The sequence below is a fragment of the Bradyrhizobium sp. USDA3010 genome (assembly GCF_056429065.1).
This window is the reverse complement of record NZ_JBWJZD010000013.1, coordinates 174,142-191,520: the sequence shown is the minus strand read 5'-3', so window position 1 is coordinate 191,520 and position 17,379 is coordinate 174,142. Positions and strand designations below refer to the sequence as shown.

Genomic DNA, 17,379 nt, shown 5'->3' with positions numbered 1-17,379 from the left:
TATCGGTCATGTTGAACCTTGCCGAATATCGCCGTTCCAGCGCACGCCTCGCCGACTTCCTGCCTTGGGCAGCCCTTGTCGACGAAGGAATCATCCTGAACAAGGACGGCTCGTTCCAGCGGACAGCAAAGTTCCGAGGACCCGACCTAGATAGCGCTGTGCCGGCTGAACTCGTCGCCGTCGCTGGTCGCTTGAATAACGCCTTGCGTCGCCTGGGATCAGGCTGGGCCGTATTCGTCGAGGCGCAGCGTCATTTTGCGGGGACCTACCCGCCGAACACCTTTCCGGATGTCGCGTCTGCGCTGGTTGACGCGGAACGCAAGGCTCAGTTCGAGGAGGCGGGTGCCCATTATGAGTCCGGCTACTTCCTGACCTTCCTTTATCTGCCTCCAGAGGAGGGGGCCGCTAGGACAGAGCAACTGCTTTACGAGGGGCGCGACCGCACCGTCGGAGCCGACGCGCGCGAGATCGTCCGGGGATTTATCGACCAAACAAACCGCGTGCTTCAACTCGTCGAAGGGTTCATGCCGGAATGCATCTGGCTCGATGATCAGGACACGCTGACCTACCTGCATTCGACGATCTCGACCAAGCGTCATCGGGTTCGGGTGCCCGAAATTCCGATGTATATCGACGCCCTGTTGGCCGACCAGCCACTGACCGGCGGCCTCGAACCGATGTTGGGCTCAGCCAACCTCCGGGTTCTGACGATTGTCGGCTTTCCGGGCGCGACGACCCCAGGAATTCTGGATGACCTGAATCGCCTGGCGTTTTCGTATCGGTGGTCGACCCGCGCGATCATGCTCGACAAGACCGATGCCACCAAGCTGCTGACGAAGATTCGCCGACAGTGGTTTGCCAAGCGAAAGTCGATCGGCGCCATCCTCAAGGAGGTCATGACCAACGAGGCGTCGACGCTGCTCGATACCGACGCCCACAACAAGGCGATCGATGCCGACGCCGCCCTGCAGGAACTTGGTTCGGATCAGATCGGGCAAGCCTTTGTCACAGTGACCATCACCGTCTGGGACAGCGATCCCGGTGCTGCCGACGAAAAGCTGCGGTTGGTCGAGAAGGTTATTCAGGGGCGCGATTTCACCTGCATGATCGAGACGGTAAACGCCGTTGAAGCCTGGCTCGGCAGTCTGCCCGGGCACGTCTACGCCAATGTGCGGCAGCCACCGGTTTCGACTCTCAACCTCGCCCATATGATTCCGATGTCGGCCGTGTGGGCCGGCGAGGCGAGGGATCTGCACTTTAAGGGTCCGCCTCTGTTGTTCGGCAAGACGGAGGGATCAACGCCGTTCCGCTTCTCCCTCCACGTCGGCGACGTCGGTCATACCCTCGTGGTGGGCCCGACCGGTGCCGGCAAATCCGTGTTGCTAGCTCTGATGGCGTTGCAATTCCGCCGTTATCCGAACTCTCAGGTCTTTGCGTTCGATTTCGGCGGCTCAATTCGGGCGGCCGCGCTCGCCATGGGTGGTGACTGGCATGATTTGGGCGGCGCCTTGTCTGACGGAGGCGATCAACCCGTTGCGCTGCAGCCGCTGGCCTGGATTGATGATCCTTCCGAGCGCGGATGGGCGACGGAATGGATCGGCACGATCCTGGCACGGGAAAAGGTCGAGATCACCCCGGAGGTCAAGGATCATCTGTGGTCGGCGCTGACATCTCTCGCTTCGGCGCCGAGGCAGGAACGGACCTTGACGGGCCTGTCAGTCCTTCTTCAATTGAACTCCCTGAAGCGCGCCCTGCAACCATATTGCCTGGGCGGACCTTCCGGGCGCTTGCTTGATGCCGAATTCGAGCGTCTCGGCGAGGCGTCGGTCCAGGCGTTTGAGACCGAAGGCTTGATCGGAACGAGTGCGGCGCCGGCCGTGCTGGCGTACCTCTTCCATCGTATTGGTGATCGTCTCGATGGCCGGCCGACACTCCTGATTGTCGACGAGGGGTGGCTTGCCCTCGATGACGAGGATTTTGCGGGGCAACTCCGGGAATGGCTGAAGACGCTTCGGAAGAAGAACGCGTCCGTCATCTTCGCCACCCAGTCGCTTTCGGACATTGATGGCTCTGCGATCGCGCCGGCCATCATCGAAAGCTGCCCAACGCGCCTGTTGCTGCCGAACGAACGGGCGATCGAACCGCAGATCACTGCCATCTATCGCCGTTTCGGCCTCAATGACCGCCAGATCGAACTTCTGAGCCGGGCAACGTCAAAGCGCGACTACTATTGCCAGTCTCGTCGCGGCAACCGGATGTTCGAACTTGGCCTTGGTGAGATTGCGCTCGCATTCACCGCAGCCTCTTCCAGGACAGACCAGGTCGCGATTACGCAGCTCATCGCCGAGCGTGGACCCGACGGCTTCGTGCCAGCCTGGCTCGAGCAACGTGGCGTCGCCTGGGCGAACGATGTGATCCCCAATCTCGTCAATCTGGAGAAATCGCTATGAGAGCTCTTGGCCTATTGGCGACCACGGCCGCCTTCGCTCTGGTATTTGGTGTTGCGGTGCCCGCGAAGGCGCTGATCGTCTTTGATCCCAACAACTACGTCCAGAATGTCCTGACGGCCGCGCGAGAACTCCAGCAGATCAATAATCAGATCACCTCGTTGCAGAACGAGGCGCAGATGCTGATCAATCAGGCAAAGAACCTTGCAAATTTGCCGTATTCGTCGCTGCAGCAACTGCAAGCCTCGATCCAGCGGACTCAGCAATTGCTGGCACAGGCCCAGCGCATCACCTACGACGTCCAGCAGATCGACCGCGCCTTCTCGACGAGCTACGCGCCAGCGACCGGCAGCCAGTCGAACCAGCTACTGATCTCCAACGCTCAATCGCGCTGGCAAAATACTTACTCGGCAACTCAGGACGCCCTTCGCGTCCAGGCCGGCATCGTAGGCAACCTCGACACCAATCGTATCCAGACATCCACACTCGTAACATCAAGCCAGGGTGCCAGCGGCGCGCTGCAGGCAACGCAGGCTGGCAATCAGATCCTTGCGCTGAATGTACAGCAGCTCGCCGATCTTACAGCTGTCGTGACGGCGCAGGGCAGGGCGCAGAGCCTAGAAGCTGCTCAGCGCGCCTCGGCTCAAGATCAAGGACGAGAACAGCTTCGGCGGTTCCTGACACCGGGGCAGGGCTATCAATCCTCCAACGTGCAGATGTTTCACTGATGACCGACGTAAAGGCATTCAAGGCGCTATCGCTGCTTACGACAATCGGCCTGGTGGCCGTCGCTGCCTGCACGATTCAACTGCGTGGCGGAGACGATTCTCCGCCGGCATCGAAGGCGGAGCAGACGACCGATGCAACCGCCTCCGATCTCGCACGCTGCCGCGGCGTCACTCGGGAGGAAGCAGCGGGCTATCGGCATTGTAGGCGCGTTTGGGACGAAAATCGGCGCCGTTTCTTTGGCAAAAAGGACAGCGCCGCAGCTTCCGGCCACGATGAGCCAACCAGTTCGATAGCTGTCTTAAAGGATCAAAGCCGGATCCCTCAGGGATATCCCAACCTTGCGACACCTGAGGTGAGCAAGCCATGACTGGTACCGGGATCATTGACCAGTTTCTCGAAACATTCACGCGTTATATCGATACCGGATTCGGGTTGCTGGGAAGTGACGTCGGTTATCTCGCGACGACTCTTGCCGCGATCGACATCACACTCGCCGCCTTGTTCTGGAGTTGGGGAACGGACGAGGACATCATCGCACGTCTCGTCAAGAAGACGCTTTTCGTCGGCGTCTTTGCTTACCTCATCGGCAACTGGAATGGCTTGGCGCGCATTGTTTTCGAGAGTTTTGCGGGTCTTGGGCTGAAAGCATCGGGCGCAAGCCTGTCCGCATCCGACTTTCTGAGACCGGGAAAGATCGCTCAAGTCGGACTCGATGCCGGCCGACCGTTGCTCGATTCGATCTCCAACCTGATGGGCTACATCAGTTTTTTCGAGAATTTCGTCCAGATCATCATCCTCCTGTTCGCCTGGATCGTAGTGTTGCTCGCCTTCTTCATTTTGGCGATTCAGCTCTTTGTCACCCTGATTGAGTTCAAGCTCACGACACTGGCCGGCTTCGTGCTCATTCCATTTGGTCTGTTTGGCAAGACCGCCTTTGCGGCGGAGCGGGTTTTGGGCAATGTCATATCTTCAGGGATCAAGGTTCTGGTCCTGGCCGTCATCGTAGGCATCGGCTCGACCCTGTTCTCTCAGTTCACCTCTGGTTTCGGCGGCGCACAGCCGACCATTGAAGACGCGATGACACTGGTGCTCGCGGCGCTGTCCTTGCTGGGGCTCGGTATCTTCGGTCCGGGTATCGCAAACGGCCTGGTGTCGGGCGGACCTCAGCTCGGCGCGGGTGCCGCGATTGGAACAGGCCTTGCTGCCGGCGGCATTGTTGCGGCAGGCGCAGGTGTTGTTGCCGGTGGCGCTGGCCTCGCTGGTGGGGCGATAGCAGGCGCCGCGCGCAGTGGCGGCGCTGTCATAAGCGGAGTATCAGCCGCCTACCGCAGCGGCGGCCTTGCCGGCGTCGCGGAGGCTGGCACTTCGGCTGCAATGAGCCCGTTGCGTCGTGCGGCGGCTGCGCTCGGCGGAAGTGGGGAAGCCGGCGCACAGGCCGAGAGCACCTCGGCCGAAGGTCAGCCCGATTGGGCGCGGCGCATGAAGCGTGCCGAGACTATTCGGCACGGCGCATCGGCCGCCGGCCACGCGGTTCGCTCAGGCGATCACGGCGGCAGCGGCTCCTCCGTCGATTTGTCTGAAGGAGAGCGCTGAGACGCACCACTGCACCCCAACGCAGAGCAGCACCTCAAACCCTTCCCTCGCACGACTTGAAACCGATCACTTGATCGCAGGGGCAAACATCGATGTTCAAACGACCATCAGTTCACTACGGGCGCATGCCCGAACCGATCACGCCTTATCAAAAGGCAGCCCAAGTTTGGGACGAACGCATTGGATCTGCCCGCGTGCAGGCCAAGAACTGGCGCTTGATGGCGTTCGGCTGCTTGACGTTATCAGCCGGTCTCGCAGGTAGCCTTGTTTGGCAATCGAGCCAAGGCTCGATCACGCCCTGGGTGGTCGAAGTCGATCAACTCGGCCAGACACAAAGGGTTGCGCCGGCCAACATCGACTATCAACCCAACGACGCTCAGATCGCCTACCATCTGGCGCGCTTTATCGAGGATGTTAGAGGCCTGCCCGCCGACGGCATCGTTCTGCGCCAAAACTGGCTCCGGGCCTATGATTTTACGACGGATCGTGGCGCCGCTGCGCTGAACGACTATGCGCGCAACAATGACCCCTTTGCCAAGCTGGGTAAGGCGCAAATTTCTGTCGACGTCTCGAGCGTCATTCGTGCGTCGTCGGAAAGCTTCCGGGTCGCATGGACTCAGCGCACCTACGACAACGGATCGTTGAGCTCGACGGAGCGTTGGACCGCGATTCTTACGATCGTGATCGAAACGCCGCGCGATGCCGAACGCCTGCGCAAGAATCCCCTTGGCGTCTACGTCCGCGCCATCAACTGGTCAAAGGAGTTGAGTCAGTGACCAAGACTCCGTCTGACGTTCATTCGAAGCGTTTCCTCCTGCACAGCAAGCTCAATGTGCCTCGGCCCGAGTTTGTGACCTCAAAGCAAGCGCTCCTGTCGGCGCTCTTGCTTTGTTTGTCGGCGCTCGGCGGGTGCGCGACCTACGTACCGCCGGAGATCAGCTATGACGCGGAGGTCCCGCCGCTGCCGGCAGCTCCAGTGGCACTGGACGACAGCTCGCGGCCGCTTCACGTTCCACCGCTCTGGAAGCCAACTCTCGGCGGCAAATCGGCCGAGAAGGAAAAGCCCGAACCCGTGAGCCGGGTTGAGACGGCAAACAGCGCAGCGAGGGTCGAACCGCGCAAACGTGGGTATTTCAACGCGGCGCAAATCTACGCTTACAGTCCTGGCGCACTCTATCAGGTTTACGCCGCGCCCGGGCAGATCACGGATATCGCGCTCGAGGAAGGAGAACAGTTGACGGGAGCAGGGCCGATCGCGGCCGGAGATACCGTACCTGGGTCGTGGGCGATACCGAGAGCGGGAGCGGCGACACACGGCGCGTCCATATCCTGGTCAAGCCGACCCGAGCTTCGATTGAGACCAACCTGGTGGTCAATACTGACCGGCGCACTTACCTGATCGAACTCCGCTCCCGCGAGCGACCATACATGCCGTCTGTTGCCTGGTACTATCCAGAGGCGGTACGCGAACGGTCGCGTTCAGCTGCGCTGAAGCCCGTTCTTCCGGGTCCGGCGCAGCGCATCTCCCGCTATGCCATCGAGGGGGACAGTCCTCCCTGGCGGCCGCTCGCCGCATATGACGACGGCCGCAAGGTCTATGTCGAATTCCCGCAAGGTATCGTGCAAGGCGAGATGCCTCCGCTCTTTGTCATCGGTCCAGATGGCAAGACCGAACTCGTCAACTATCGCGCTTACGGCAACGTATTGATTGTCGATCGACTCTTTGCAGCCGCCGAACTGCGGCTCGGCGGCGAGCACCAGCAGAAGGTCCGTATTGTCAGGACCGACGGGAGGCCGTCGTCATGAACAATCGAAACGATCACGAGCAAGCAGTTCCGCCGGCGACACAAGGCGAGCCGTCCGAAAGCTTCCGCTTGAGAGCTGACCATCCGCGCGTCACGCGGTTGTCGCGGAAGGTCTTGGCCGGCGGAAGCGCCGTTGCATTGCTCGTCATCGGCGGAACTGTGTTGTGGTCGCTACAGAGCAATCGCTCCCGTAATCAAACGGCCGATGAGCTTTACAGTACCGACCACCACAATGTTGCGGACGGCATTACGACGCTGCCGAAGGACTATGCTGGCGTTCCGCGCCAACCCGTCCCACAGCTTGGTCCGCCGCTCCCCGGGGATCTCGGTCGACCGATCCTTGCCGCCCAAGGCCAGCCGCCGGCGATCGGCGCTGATCCGGACCAGCAGCGCCGAGATCAAGAGTCCGAGGCAGCCCGCATCAGTCATCTATTCGCTTCGACCAATGGAGGAGGAGTGCGTGCGCCCACCGCTGCGACGGTTGGAAGCGACCGCGCCGTGCTACCGAACGCAACGAGCACTGGCGACGATGGATCTGCGCAGAACGGCCAGGACCGCAAGCTTGCCTTCGTGAACGCCTCTGTGGATCGTCGCACGGTAAGCCCTGACCGCATTACCCGGCCGGCTTCACCCTACATCGTACAGGCTGGAACTGTGATTCCGGGAGCTCTGATTACGGGGATTAGATCGGATCTTCCAGGCCAAATCACCGCGCAGGTGACAGAAAACGTGTACGACACACCCACCGGTCGATTCTTGTTAGTGCCGCAGGGCGCGCGTCTGATCGGGGTCTACGACAGCCAGGTCACTTTCGGCCAGTCACGCGTCCTACTCGTCTGGACCCGGCTGATCATGCCGAATGGACGTTCCATCGTTCTCGAGCGACAACCTGGCGCTGAGGCTGCGGGATATGCAGGCCTCGAAGATCAGGTCGATAATCACTGGGGCGAGCTGTTCAAGGCTGCGGCACTATCGACGTTTCTGGCGGTCGGGACTGAACTGGGGGCCGGCTCGGACACCAACAGCAACGACAGCGCCATCATCCAGGCATTACGACACGGTGCCTCCGACTCACTAAACGAAACCGGACAGCAGGTGGTTCGACGCAGTCTCAACATCCAGCCTACTTTGACCGTACGACCTGGTTTCCCGGTTCGTGTTCTTGTCAATCGTGACCTCATACTTACGCCGTATAGAGGGTGACAACATGCCAAAGCTCAAAATAGGAGAGCTTCCAGATGACAAGCCGGTCAAAGTGAGCGCGGAGCTGCCGGCGGCCGTGCATCGCGATCTCATTGCATATGCAGAAGCCCTTACGCGTCAAGGTGGTCAAGTGGTCGAACCGACTAAGCTCATCGCTCCCATGTTGGCGCGCTTTATGGCCACGGATCGAGGATTTTCTAAATTGAAACGTGGCGGCCGCGTACCGGTCGCCGGCGAATGACAGTGATGCTCAAGGCTTCTCGAAGCTGACGGTCAAAGCTAACAGTACGATGCATCAACCGAGACGCTGCCGGGTTTGGCCCGTGAGCTAAGATATCGTGTCGGAAAGCTTGTTCCTGCGTCTGCCCCGAAATAACTCTGATTGCCCCGGCTTTCTCTGTCTTCAGACGCAAGAGCGCCTGGCGTCGATGGGCATTTATTCGGTCACCTTCAAGCGCGGTACACTGCTCCGGCCATCGACGCTGATAGGCACGTCGCCCTCGATTGTCGCCCGACGTACGACGCGATGCCCGTCCCCGTAATCGTTGACGGCGTAATGCTGCGTTGCGCGGTTATCCCATATCGCGATATCGCCCACTAACCAGTTCCAGCGCACAGTGTTTTCGGGCGCGGTGATATGAGACTGGAACAGATCGAAGAGCTTTTGTCCGTCGTATTTGGAGATCCCAACAAAGTGCTTCACCAAAGCGCCGAGCACTAGCGTCCGCTCGCCTGTTTCCGGGTGGACGCGCACGACGGGATGCTCGGTCTCAAAAACCGTTCTGGTGAATACCTCGTCGAAGTGTTTCTTGTCCACCTCGCGGACACGCGCGATCCCGGCGTAATCGAAAACGTTGCTGTGAACGGCCCATAGCTCCTCGGCAAGCCGTTGTAGCGGCGGCGGCAGATCGAGATACGCGGAAGCTGTGTTCGACCACACGGTGTCGCCTCCGAAAGCTGGCATTACTATGGCCCGCAGGACTAAAATCTTGGGATAGGCATCGGCGAAGGTCCCATCCGCATGCCAAACATCGGCGCGACCGCCGCCGCGAGTGGAGTCCAGTTCGAGGAGCGAGGCCGTCCCCCTGGCGGCGCCGAGCATCGGATGCGGCGTTAGCTTTCCAAGACGAGCAGCAAAGCGCTCCTGTTCAACGTCATTGAGATGTTGTTGGTTGCGGAAGAAGATCACCTTGTGCTCGAGCAGCAAGCTGTTGATCGCAGCGATCGTGCGGTCCGGTAGATCGCCCGATAGCTCGATATTTTTGACTTCGGCACCGATGCGCGCTGCACGTTTCAGAACATCGGCGCCCGGAATGACGTCACCGATCAAAGCCGTTGTGCTCATGTTGTTTTTCCAAGCCCTTGAAGTTTCTGCTTTTCGAGGCGGATGATCTTCAGCAAGCAACGTGCCAGGCGAAAGAAGAACATGTAGCCCCCATGGCAACGAGTTGCGCTATTTGGCGCGAGTTCTCGGACCAACCGATGATTCGACCGAGCGACAAAGAAGCTCGATCGTCGACCTCACCCACCGAATATGGTGCAAAGAGAGCGGCAGCCGACGGAAGACATTCAGTTATGTTATTGCAATCACTCAACTGCCCTCAAAAAGGCAATGCTTCCGTAAGATTGGTAATAATTCATGATGATCATAAATCATGTAGTCGGGCCCTGCCGCGCGTAAGCGCCCTTCGGAAACATATCCACCCACGATTGATACGTTGATAAGGCCAAGATTGCGGGCAATCTCGGTCTCAACTGGCATATCGCCCACGATGACAGTTCTTTCTGGGGATAGATCATTAGCCTGCATATACAAGCGCAGCCGTTCTTGCTTGCTCATGCTCATAAACTGAGTTGCGCGGCTCTCAAATGCCAAGATGTCGGTGACGTGAGTCTTGATCCCAAGTCTTCGCAATTGTGTGCGAATTGGTCCAACAATGTGGTTGCTGACAATGACGGTTTGGATGGCTCGCTGATCAGCGGCGAGCAAAACATTTCGAGCCCCTTTACGTAAGGCCGCGTTGCGCGCTAGGAACTCATAAGTGTCGTGAAAAATGGCGTTGTCGTTGCTCTGTACGACTTCGATTTCATCTTTCGACATGTCCAGGTTGCGGAAAAGAACCGAAGGAGGAAGTTCGAACTTCTCTCGAAGCTTGTGCATATCCACAGCTGCGCGACCGAAGCGGCTCAAAATTGCATTGATGGTTTGCAGCACCGCGTTGGCATCATCGAGCAGCGTGCCATTTCCAGTCGAAAATAATCGCGGATTTCATGCATAAACCTAAGGCAAATGTGTTCGTGCGATAAAATGTGTTTGAGACTTAGATATTTACTGGTCTACATGTCTGGGGCGATCGTCGCGGTTCGAACAGAGTCGTCACGGATGCAACGTGCACCAGGGAACTGAACGGGCGGACTGTTCTTCCGAGGCGAGAGGGCGGGTGGAGAGCGTGAGCATTGCTGCTTCTTTAGCTCTGTTTCTGGATCGATTTAGTTGAAGCAATGGCCGTGCCAGCCAGCGTTGGCATGCAATAAGGCCGGAAGGACTTTGGAAGGTCTCAACGCTTACTATGCGCGCTGCACTGGACCTGACACGACATTGCGTCTCTGTCAGAATACGGACAAGAGTCTACACGGTTCGGTAAGTTCGAGCTGACCGTTCCGTAAGTGAATTCTGCGAGTCAATCGATGGGCCAGGTTGATCTTTCCGAGACCGGTTCATTCTGGTGAGGCAAATTGGGTTCTCAGTACTCGGAATACTAAGTCGAAGCTCCGGGGTGTTGAACAACTTTCGGCTGAGAGGACGCCGCTGCAGCCAATCCGCAATGCTTCGACCGGCGTCACGGCAAGACTAATGCCACTGGAGCCCGTGAGAGCTGCAGATGTAGGCTCGCTCTCTGTCGACCGGCCCTGTTGGCGCCAGTCATGCACATTGTAGCCTCAGCCCTGAATCAGGATAAGAGCTGCAACTTCCTGATCCCGTGGCAGTTTGCTCGCCGCCAAGCCGGTGGCGACACCAAGGCGGTCAGGAGCGGGGCGGTTTTGACTCATCTTGCGCTTGCCTTCGACCCTGGTGATGAGGATGCGCACGCCGACGATCTCACGCAACTGGGCGGCGATGAAATCCGCGGGAGCATCGCTGACGGCCCAAGGCGTCGCACGTGACGTCTCATGGATATTCGTCAGACGCGTCACGATTTCAAGCAGGCGATCGGGATCCTCGAAGAACTCGGTCGGCCCATGGGCGTAGACCGCGATGTAATTCCATGTCGGCACCACACGTTCAGATTGTCGTTTGCTGGGATACCAGGATGGCGTCACATAAGCCTCTGCGCCAGCGAAGATCGCGAGAGCTTCTCCGATCGGGGGCGTGCGCCATTGCGGATTGCCCTTCGCTAGGTGGCCGTACAGCGCGCCGTGTTCGCCTTCGCTCTCATCGAGAAAGAGCGGAGGAGGCGTCGCAAGGGGCCCGTCTGACGTGGCCGTGATCAGGTTGGCCAATCGGGCGCAGCGGATTGTCGCTCGAATGTTCTCCAGGTCGTCATCTCGAAAGTGGGGTGGTACGTACATGAAGGTTCTCCGTTGGAGGTCGTCGAGATAAACCCAGGTCAGTATGCTAGAAAACTGCCAGTTTCAGTCGCCCCGTAGAGGTTCCACGTTGGATCGAGCCGCCTTGCTCGTCGCCCGGCCGGCTGATGATCGCACCCCCTCACGCACTTCTGGGGCCGTGAAGAGGCTGAGCAAGGCAATTGTGATGGACCAAGCGGCAAGTCCGGTTGTACCGGTAGCTCGGTTTTATTCGTCGCTCTGAACGTCTAGGTTTCCTTGAACTGCTGCCCGTTGCCCGAGCCATATTCTCAACTTGGCATCTACAACAGCGGCTTGCTGAGAGCAGAGAATACGGCGGTGCCTCACGGGCATGATTGCGAGCCGGGGCGACGCGAGCGTGCACTGAGAGGGGCCGCTGGACGCAAGAGCCGTTGGCTCGACCGCCGCTGGAGGATCTCGTCGCTTGGCAACAGCTTCGTCAATACCGATGAACACAACATCACCATCTTCCAGAACGGGGATGGTTCATGGGGCGGCAGGCTCACCGAAAAAGCCGCAGGACGCTTCGTTACGGCGAGACGGCGATATGAATCCGAAGCGAAGGCCAAACTGGCCGCGTTCGACGGGATGATCTTCCTGAAAGATAGACGTGGCTGGGATGGATAGGGCGCCGCCTGTCGGTCTGTTACGTTTCGTCCGGTGGGTTTGTCGAATCGCTTTCCCCGTAATTCACCGATCCGATCCAAGAGTCGCTGCCCCGTCCCAACAAATATCTTTCTACCAAGATCCGCATGAACATAGCTGGTTCGCGAGAGCCACCGGGGCTTAGGACTCCACACGATTCGAACTGTCTGTCCACAGGCGAACGACTATGGCATCGAACCCGGAATGGCGGGCTGCGGCGCGCCAATTGCGCGACATGTGGGAACACAAGGCTTGGCCCGACGAGCCGCTCGGTCCGGGTTGGGCCAATGCATTCTCCGATTGGATCGAGAAATTCGGTTTCTGGCGCGTCTCGGACGCGGTTCAGATGGCGTCGGATCCTCGTCTGAGGACGGCGAGCGGTTGCCTCCGGACATTCGGGACATTCCAAGATACGCCGTGGTAGAGCGCGGCGAGGATCGGGAGCCCGGGATGAAGGGCTGTTATCTCGTCCGCGGCAGGATGCGCTTGAAATTCTACTGCTCGGAAGGCGATGACGAAGTCCTCAAGCTGCTAAGGCACGCAATGCGCGCGGGAGTTTCAGACGCCGCAATGCACCATGCCTTCGATGATAACACTACGCTTGAGGACTGCTTTGCGGCGATGGGTGTAGACCGCACGACATTCCGCATTGCCATGGGGCATCCGATGTTCGACTTGCGTCCCAAAGGACAGCAGGTCTTCGTCCGGCAAGATCCAGAGTGACGAGTTTGGGAGGCCTATCTGCGGAGGACGAGTGGCCGGGGCGCGCCGATCAGCAGGCTGGGTGGCTGGTATTTTCCGAGTCGTTTTCCACCGGTTGATCCCCGCCCAAGAAGGCGAGGCGGTGAGACCGCGCCAGCGAACGATCAGCTCGCGACACGTGCTATTCAATCCTCGTGGTCAGCGTCCTTTCCGCTAGATTTCTCGGCTGCTTCGACGATCGCCTGCGTTCCTCACGATCTCCTTGCGAAGACGCTGTTTGGCGCACATGCGCCGATTCCTGACCGGCGCGCCGGGCGTCGGAGGCGCCTTGTCGGCCGGCCGGAATCTTTGGTTCGGCGTCGGCGCGAAGCCATCCTCGGAACCCGCATTCCAAGGATTGGAAATCGGAGCGGATCCGGAACCGGACCGCCGGCGGGACCGCTCGCACCCGGTTTCCGGCTTCCTGTCGTCCGTGGAATCGAATCCTTCGAACGCCGGGCGGGCTCTCCCGTCGCCGGCGTCAGTTCGCCTGTCGCGCGAAAACTCAGTTCGTCGCGCGTGGCACCTGAGCAACAGCAGCGAAGACGCTGCTGGCAGGCTCGTAGGTGCAGCCAAGGGGTCCGCCTACGATGGTATTCGGATCAGCCAAGCGCATTGATCAGCCTCGAAATCGCAGCGGCCGGGACAGGAAGCGATTCTTTGCTAGCCGTGCCGCAAGCGATGTGCCCCCGATGTGCCCCGACTCCTCTGGGGCACACGCTAAGGGAATCAATCTATTAAATCTTTGAAATCTGGAGCTAAATGGTGGACGCACAAGGGATCGAACCTTGGACCTCTCCCGTGTGAAGGGAACGCTCTCCCGCTGAGCTATGCGTCCGGGATCTGACGTGCCAATGGCCGATACCGGCCGGTCGAAAATGGGCGCTTCGTCAGAGCGTGCGATTTACGAAGTGCCGGGTAGGGGTGTCAAGCCAAACCCTACGGGAATCAGGCGCCTTGCTGGCGGGCGCGGGAGGCGTGTGACTGCAGGGCCCGGATGCGCTCGGCGAGCGTGCCGCCGCCTTCGGGCATCCCGCTGCCCGGCGGGACGCCATTTGCGACACCGTTGGCGGGCTTGGCCGCCGCCTTGGCCGGCACGGTCGGCTCCGCCGCCAGCATGGCCTCGATCGCCGAATTGGGGCCCTCGAGCTGGATCGCGAGCTTGGCCACTTCGGCCGCGATGTCGTTGATGCGCTCGCGCAACAGCGCGTTCTCCATCCGCTCGGTCGCCCAGGAGCTTTCGGCCTGCTGCTTGATCGCGTTGATGTCGCGCTGCAGCTTGCCGCGTTCGTCGCTAATGATGCGCAGCTGCTCCTCGACGGCGGCCTTCTCCTGGCGCAGCTTCTCGAGCGCGGACGATTTGCCGCCGCTTGTCGCGGCGATCTCGTCGCGCAGCTCCTGCACGGTCCGCTCGGCGGCGGCGTTGGCCTGCTTCAACTGGCCGTTTTCGAATTCACGCTCGGCGAGCAGCTTGCCCTGGGTCGCAAGCCGGGTCTCGAGGTCGGTGACGCGGTTGCCGAGCATCTCGGCTTCCTTGACCTGGACGATCAGCTGGCGGTCGAGGTCGGTGACCCGCTGGCTCAGATTCTCGACCCGGCCGCGCGCGTCGGTGAGCTCGCGGGTGACGCTTTCCGACTGGCTGCGCTCCTGGGCGAGGCGGGCCTCGGTTGCCGCGAATTCCCTGGCGGCATCGCCGACACGGTTCTTCAACTCCTCGACCTGGGTCCGCACCGCGACCAGTTCGATCTGGCGGCTGTCCGCCGTCATCGAGCGGTCGTTGAGCGCGGCGTTGATCTTGCCGAGCTCACTCTGCTTGTCGGTCAGCGCCTGCTCGGCGTTGCGCAGCAGCTCGGTCTTGGCGGAAAACTCTTCCTCGGTGGCGCGAAGCTGCTCCTTCATCGCCTTCTCGCGCGCTTCCAGCGCGAAGATCGCGGCGTTCTTCTCGCCGAGCTCGATCTTCATGCGGTTGATCGCATCGGTTTTCTTGCCGAGCTCGGCGAGCTGGCTCGTGGTCTTGCTCTTGAGCTGGTCGACGCTCATCTCGAGCCGGCGGGCCGACATCGCGAATTCGGCGCGGAGCTGGTCCTTGTCGGCCTGGATCTCGGCCATCGACAGCGGGGTGGCCGCCTCCATGCGGCGCGTGGTCAGCCGCACCGCCCGGTTATGCACCAGCGGCACGATCATCAGGCCGCACAGCATCGAGATCAGGAAACCGATCGCCGCGTACATGATCGGCTCGATCATGAAGGGTCACTCCAAGGAAAGAAGGAATTTGTTAATCACAATGCCACGGCGGGCCAGCCGAAGGCCAGCCCGTTTGCCGCATTAACCTGAATCGCTAACCGCGCCGGAGCGCCCGGCACAATCACCCGATCGGCGCAGCGACCTAGAACGGGTTCCAGGTCGCGCGCGGGGTGAATTTGAGATAGCCGACGCTGGCGCCGAGCCGCAAGCCGATGCCGGAGCGAATCGGCACCAGCACGATGTTGTTGGCGGTCAGCGCCGTCATGCCGAAGCCGCCGACGATATAGGCCGAGCCGTCGATGCCGACAAAGCGCTGATAGATCGCCTGCGTCGAGGGCAGGTTGTAGACCAGCGTCATGGTCCGGGCGCCGTCGCCGCCCCAGTCGAAGCCGACCGAAGGACCCTGCCAATAGACCCGGAGGTCGCCGGCGTTCTTGGTGTAGAGCGTGCCTTCGCCATAGCGCAGCCCGGCTACGAACGCGCCGGAGCCTTCCTCGCCGAGCACATAACCGTTGGGCAGGCCCCATTGGCTGACCGCGCGCTCGATCACCGAGGCGAGGCCGCGCGAGACGTTGCCGAAGAACTTGTGTCCGGCGCCGACCAGTTCGTCGGGCCCGTAAGTATACGGTGTCTGTTCACGTTGCGGCGGTGGATATTGCGGTGGTGGGGGCTGCTGCGCGGACGCCCCTGCGCTCCAGCACATCAGCGCGGCAAACGCGACCGCGGCAAGGCGTGATGCGAAAGTCATTAAGAACCCCTGCTATCGAAATCCGGGCGTTGCCCTTTAACCTGATGCCAACAGGCACGGCTCTAGGTTGCGCCCGGTGTCCCCTCGACTCGGATGTTATCGGTATCAACTATGACGGCACAACGGCAGGAAAGATATGGATCGTGCTGGGGCATGGCGTTTTTCGGCCTGTTGGCGGGCATTTTGACGGCTATCGGGCCCTCTTTGCCTGTTCAGGCCACGACGACCGAGCGCGTGGTGACGAACCGCTACTCTGGCCTCGCGATCGAGGGATTCGATCCCGTCGCCTATTTCACCGATGCCGCCGCCACCCAGGGACGGTCGGAATATGAGGCTGCCGAAAGCGGCGTGGTCTGGCGTTTCCGCAACGAAGGCAACCGCGCCTCGTTCGTGGCACATCCCGAAATTTATGGGCCGCAGTTCGGCGGCTACGATCCGACCGACCTGGTGCGGGGCGTGACCTGCGCCGGCAATCCGCGGTTCTGGGCCGTCGTCGGCAACAGGCTTTATCTGTTCAACCGGGAACATAGCCGCGACGCCTTCGCTGCCGATCCCGCGCGCTTCCTGAAGGAAGCCGCAGCGCGCTGGCCGGAGCTGGAAGAAAGTCTCGCGCAGTAATCACAATGCTGCGGCCGGGTCGCCCCACGCGATGAATTCCGGCACCAGAAAGTCCTCGCGGCCGAGCCCGAAATGCAATTGGCTCCCCTTCGAATCGGTGACCTTGCCGCCGGCCGCGACCACGACCGCGTGACCGGCCGCTACGTCCCATTCTGACGTCGGCGAGAGGCGGGGATAGATATCGACTGCACCCTCGGCGACGCGGCCGAACTTGACGGCCGAGCCCAGTACGGCGCGGACCGCGCCGCCGCGTTCGTCGATGAAGGCTTCGGTGCGCGCATCGCCGTGTGAGCGGCTGACCGCAACGGTCCAGGGCGCGCCGCGTGGCGGGCAGGGACGGCTCTTGATAGGCACCGCCTGCGAAACCGCGCCGTTCTGCAGCGTCAACCGCTCAGCACCTTTGCCGACGATGCCGCGCCAGATCAGCCCCAGCGCCGGCGCACCGACGATGCCGAGCAGTGGCACGCCGTGCGTGACCAGCGCCACATTGACGGTGAACTCGTTGCGGCCGGCGACGAACTCCTTGGTGCCGTCGAGCGGATCGATCAGGAAGAAGCTGTCCTTGTAGGGCGGCGTCGCCAGATGGACGCGCTCCTCCGACAGCAGCGACACGTGCGGCGTCAGCCGCGTCAGCCCTTCGACGATGACGTGGTCGGCGGCGAGATCGGCCTCGGTGACAGGCGATCCGTCACTCTTGCCTGTGACGTTCATGGCAGATCGGTTGACCGCAAGAATCGCCTGGCCGGCCTGGATCACCAGTTCGGTCAGCGATTCGAGCAGCGTGGCGGCGGCTTCGCAGCCGATCAGGGACGGCTGTGCCTTATTCATGAGCGGGTCTCATATCCTGTTTGTGTTCCCTGGGATCATGATGCGATGACAAAGCATCGCATCATGATCTCATCTCCTTGTTTGAGCATGATCTTTTCGGAAAACCGGTTTCCACTTTTCCGGATCATGCTTTATCAGTCCCGCCGCAAGCTGGCAGCATTCGTCTGCGCGGTGTATCAAGCCGACAGGC

Annotated in this window: 16 protein-coding genes, 1 tRNA gene and 1 pseudogene; 11 read left to right on the top strand and 7 right to left on the bottom strand. The window is 60.6% G+C overall.

Features of this window, described 5'->3' with window-relative positions; genetic code table 11:
• Positions 1-8: 8 nt before the first annotated feature.
• From trbE to AC066Y_RS21500, 8 genes and pseudogenes are all read left to right on the top strand, one after another.
• Entirely contained in the window at positions 9-2,450 is a 2,442-nt protein-coding gene (gene trbE / locus AC066Y_RS21535) for a conjugal transfer protein TrbE (protein ID WP_478275614.1), read from the top strand.
• Positions 2,447-3,175 (top strand): P-type conjugative transfer protein TrbJ, encoded by a 729-nt coding sequence (gene trbJ, locus AC066Y_RS21530; protein WP_050421568.1) that lies wholly within the window; start codon positions 2,447-2,449, stop codon positions 3,173-3,175. Before trbE ends, trbJ begins: the two co-directional genes overlap by 4 nt.
• Positions 3,175-3,543, top strand: coding sequence for a putative entry exclusion protein TrbK-alt (gene trbK-alt, locus AC066Y_RS21525; protein WP_456727895.1), 369 nt, complete (start codon positions 3,175-3,177; stop codon positions 3,541-3,543). The genes trbJ and trbK-alt overlap by 1 nt, the downstream gene beginning before the upstream one ends.
• Entirely contained in the window at positions 3,540-4,769 is a 1,230-nt protein-coding gene (trbL, locus tag AC066Y_RS21520) for a P-type conjugative transfer protein TrbL (protein WP_478275613.1), read from the top strand. The genes trbK-alt and trbL overlap by 4 nt, the downstream gene beginning before the upstream one ends.
• 92 nt (positions 4,770-4,861) lie before the next feature.
• Positions 4,862-5,545, top strand: a complete 684-nt coding sequence (gene trbF, locus AC066Y_RS21515; RefSeq protein ID WP_050421571.1) for a conjugal transfer protein TrbF — start codon at positions 4,862-4,864, stop codon at positions 5,543-5,545.
• Positions 5,542-6,575: pseudogene (gene trbG / locus AC066Y_RS21510) on the top strand (P-type conjugative transfer protein TrbG). The gene trbF and the pseudogene trbG overlap by 4 nt, the downstream one beginning before the upstream one ends.
• A complete protein-coding gene (locus AC066Y_RS21505) occupies positions 6,572-7,777 on the top strand; it encodes a TraB/TrbI/VirB10 family type IV secretion system protein (RefSeq protein WP_478275612.1) in 1,206 nt (401 codons plus the stop codon). The pseudogene trbG and the gene AC066Y_RS21505 overlap by 4 nt, the downstream one beginning before the upstream one ends.
• Positions 7,778-7,781: 4 nt before the next feature.
• Entirely contained in the window at positions 7,782-8,018 is a 237-nt protein-coding gene (locus tag AC066Y_RS21500; RefSeq protein WP_050421574.1) for a DUF2274 domain-containing protein, read from the top strand.
• 195 nt (positions 8,019-8,213) lie between these two features.
• Here AC066Y_RS21500 and AC066Y_RS21495 read toward each other — a convergent pair whose 3' ends face one another.
• From AC066Y_RS21495 to AC066Y_RS21485, 3 genes are all read right to left on the bottom strand, one after another.
• Positions 8,214-9,122, bottom strand: coding sequence for a TauD/TfdA dioxygenase family protein (locus AC066Y_RS21495; protein WP_478275611.1), 909 nt, complete (start codon positions 9,120-9,122; stop codon positions 8,214-8,216).
• 246 nt (positions 9,123-9,368) lie between these two features.
• Entirely contained in the window at positions 9,369-9,992 is a 624-nt protein-coding gene (locus tag AC066Y_RS21490) for an HAD family hydrolase (RefSeq protein WP_478275610.1), read from the bottom strand.
• A 725-nt stretch (positions 9,993-10,717) separates the two neighbouring features.
• A complete protein-coding gene (locus AC066Y_RS21485) occupies positions 10,718-11,347 on the bottom strand; it encodes an FMN-binding negative transcriptional regulator (protein WP_478275609.1) in 630 nt (209 codons plus the stop codon).
• A 270-nt stretch (positions 11,348-11,617) separates the two neighbouring features.
• On the opposite strand from AC066Y_RS21485, the gene AC066Y_RS21480 reads away from it, so the two are divergent.
• Positions 11,618-11,992 (top strand): hypothetical protein, encoded by a 375-nt coding sequence (locus AC066Y_RS21480; protein WP_478275608.1) that lies wholly within the window; start codon positions 11,618-11,620, stop codon positions 11,990-11,992.
• A gap of 468 nt (positions 11,993-12,460) precedes the next feature.
• Positions 12,461-12,733: a hypothetical protein gene (locus tag AC066Y_RS21475; protein WP_478275607.1), complete on the top strand. Its 273-nt coding sequence runs from the start codon at positions 12,461-12,463 to the stop codon at positions 12,731-12,733.
• A 781-nt stretch (positions 12,734-13,514) separates the two neighbouring features.
• Here AC066Y_RS21475 and AC066Y_RS21470 read toward each other — a convergent pair.
• The 3 genes from AC066Y_RS21470 to AC066Y_RS21460 all read right to left on the bottom strand — a co-directional run bounded on the left by AC066Y_RS21470 (position 13,515) and on the right by AC066Y_RS21460 (position 15,743).
• Positions 13,515-13,589 (bottom strand) — tRNA-Val (locus AC066Y_RS21470).
• 110 nt (positions 13,590-13,699) lie between these two features.
• On the bottom strand, positions 13,700-14,995 hold the full coding sequence (locus AC066Y_RS21465; protein ID WP_478275606.1) for a hypothetical protein: 1,296 nt from the start codon (positions 14,993-14,995) through the stop codon (positions 13,700-13,702).
• Between the two features lie 142 nt (positions 14,996-15,137).
• Positions 15,138-15,743 carry a DUF1134 domain-containing protein gene (locus AC066Y_RS21460; RefSeq protein ID WP_298366658.1) on the bottom strand — a complete coding sequence of 202 codons (606 nt, stop codon included), beginning with the start codon at positions 15,741-15,743 and terminating at the stop codon, positions 15,138-15,140.
• Between the two features lie 153 nt (positions 15,744-15,896).
• Between AC066Y_RS21460 and AC066Y_RS21455 the strand changes: the two genes are divergently transcribed.
• Positions 15,897-16,361 (top strand): YHS domain-containing (seleno)protein, encoded by a 465-nt coding sequence (locus AC066Y_RS21455; RefSeq protein ID WP_478275605.1) that lies wholly within the window; start codon positions 15,897-15,899, stop codon positions 16,359-16,361.
• On the opposite strand, the gene cysQ is transcribed toward AC066Y_RS21455, so the two are convergent.
• Positions 16,362-17,189, bottom strand: a complete 828-nt coding sequence (gene cysQ, locus AC066Y_RS21450) for a 3'(2'),5'-bisphosphate nucleotidase CysQ (RefSeq protein WP_478275604.1) — start codon at positions 17,187-17,189, stop codon at positions 16,362-16,364.
• Positions 17,190-17,379: the final 190 nt, after the last annotated feature.